Annotated in this window: 2 protein-coding genes; both read left to right on the forward strand. The window is 68.6% G+C overall.

The features are described 5' to 3' along the window. Nucleotides 1-190: 190 nt before the first annotated feature. Entirely contained in the window at nt 191-883 is a 693-nt protein-coding gene (locus QZY48_RS14820) for a tetratricopeptide repeat protein (RefSeq protein WP_295432078.1), read from the forward strand. A gap of 493 nt (nt 884-1,376) precedes the next feature. Next, nucleotides 1,377-1,583 carry a hypothetical protein gene (locus QZY48_RS14825; RefSeq protein ID WP_295432080.1) on the forward strand — a complete coding sequence of 69 codons (207 nt, stop codon included), beginning with the start codon at nt 1,377-1,379 and terminating at the stop codon, nt 1,581-1,583. Nucleotides 1,584-2,156: the final 573 nt, after the last annotated feature.

A 2,156-nucleotide genomic window follows, 5' to 3' on the forward strand; every position in this document is an offset into this window, starting at 1 on the left:
CTGCCTGTGGAGGGGAGGGCGCTGGCGCGGGCCGCAAGGTCCGCGTGAAACCGGCCCCCGTGAAGCAGGAAGTCAACTTTATTCATGTTTACGCATGAATTTGTAAGTTTGATAGAACGGCAACGCCCTCGCGAGACTCGGTCAAACGCGCGCCGCCCTGAGCGACCATGCCGGGGCCGAGGCCGCCTATATGCAGGCCATCGCCGCCTACGGCGAGGCGCTGACGCGGGCGCCGGATTACGTCGCTGCCCACACGAGCAAGGGCACCGGCCTCCTGAGTCTCGGTGAACTGCGCGCCGCCCTGAGCGACCATGCCGGGGCCGAGGCCGCCTATACGCAGGCCATCGCCGCCTACGGCGAGGCGCTGACGCGGGCGCCCGAATTCGTCGTGGCTCACATGAGCAAGGGCAACGCCCTCCTGAGACTCGGTGACCTGCGTGCAGCGCTTGATGATCCGGCGGGGGCCGAGTCCGCTTATTGCGCGGCCATCGCCGCCTACGGCGAGGCGCTGACGCGGGCGCCGGATTATGTCAATGCCCATATCAACAAGGGCAGCGCCCTCTCGTCGGTCGGCGACCTGCATGTCACCCTCGGCGATCCAGCGCGGGCCGAGTCCGCCTATCTCGCCGCCATCGCCGCGACCAACGAGGCCCTGCGCCACGCGCCGAATCAGGTCATCGCACTCGGCAACCAGGGCGAGATCCTGCGCAAGCTCGCCGATCTGGAACGCCAAAGGGGCAACGAGTCCGCCGCCTGCCCCCGGCTGCGCGAGGCCAAGTCCCTGCTGGACCGCGCCCTGACCCTGGCGCCGAATCACCCGGAGATCGCCGCCGAGTCCGCCCGCGTCGCCGACCTGCTCCGCTCCCACTGCCCGCCCCCGTAGGTCGGGTTAGCTCTCGGGCGGGACGGGGCATTCGCCCCGTCCCGGACCTTTACCGCGTCGCCGCCGCGCCACGGACCCGCAAGTCCGAAGAAAACGTGACGGACGGGGCGCATGCCCCGTCCGGCGCGGGGACAGCGGGCCTTGGTCATCATTCCGGCCACCGGGCTCACCGCGAGGCCGTTGGTCCGCACAGCGGACCCTACGGAGCGCGGGCTTACCGTAGGGTCCGCTGTGCGGACCGATCGCCGCCGGCCGGACTGATGATCAAGGCCGCGCAGCGTAACCCGACTTGCCCAGGCCCGGTGTCGGGTTACGGCGCGCGACAATCTCCCAGAAAGAGCAGTTCTCACACAGAGACACAAAGATCACAAAGATTTTCAATGCGATATGAAGGTCGAGGAGGTCACCCGCGCGGTGATAGGCCCATCGCCTTCAATGATTTTTTCTTGGTGTTCTCCTGCTGGAGCACCCGCCGGCCGGGGCCAAGCCGGATTTGATCGAGACCGAGCGACTGTACCGGCGGCTGCGTGCCTTTCAGGACAAGTTCAGCCGCCAACCACGGGGACCGGTCCGCATCATCCGCAACCACGACCTCCTGCTCGTGGAGGATGGCCTGGCCCTTTACCTCGACGTGCGCACCGCCCCGACCGATGCCTACCGCCTGGCGGTCGAGGACTGCGCGCACTATGACGGCCGCTAGGGGCGCGATCTGAACGGGCCGAGCCGGGACAAACTCCTGGCCTTGGTCGGCTTCGTGACGACACGCGAGGCCAGGGAGGGCGCGGCGGCTGCGGGGGACGCGGCGGTACGCCGGGCTCCGACCGGCTGAAGCCTCGACCTCCGGTGTGGTCGGGCACGGCGAGGGGGCGGGCATTGCGTCACGGCTGAGCGCGGTACCGGCCTCTTCTTGTTCCCACGCTCCAGCGTGGGAATACCGTCCGGCCGCTCCAGCGGCCCGTGGGGCTACGGGACGCTGGAGCGTCCGGACTTGCTCCCACGCTGGAGCGCGGGAGCGAGAAACGCCGGAGCGTGGGAGCGAGAGATGACTCCCGGGCGGGACGGGGCATTCGCCCCGTCCCAGACCTTTATTCCGTCGCCGCTGCGCCGCGGACCCGCAGGTCCGAAGAAAACGTTGACACTGGTGGCGAATCCCTCCGTCCGCTCAGGCAGCCCCTTGCAGGGCGGCAAACCGTGAACACCGGGTGGGAGCGATGGGCGTCCCCGCCAACCAGTCGACGACCCGGATCAGGTTAACCGCGATCGCCGTGACCAC

It is taken from the genome of uncultured Thiodictyon sp., assembly GCF_903828115.1.
In the GTDB taxonomy this organism is placed as follows: domain Bacteria; phylum Pseudomonadota; class Gammaproteobacteria; order Chromatiales; family Chromatiaceae; genus Thiodictyon.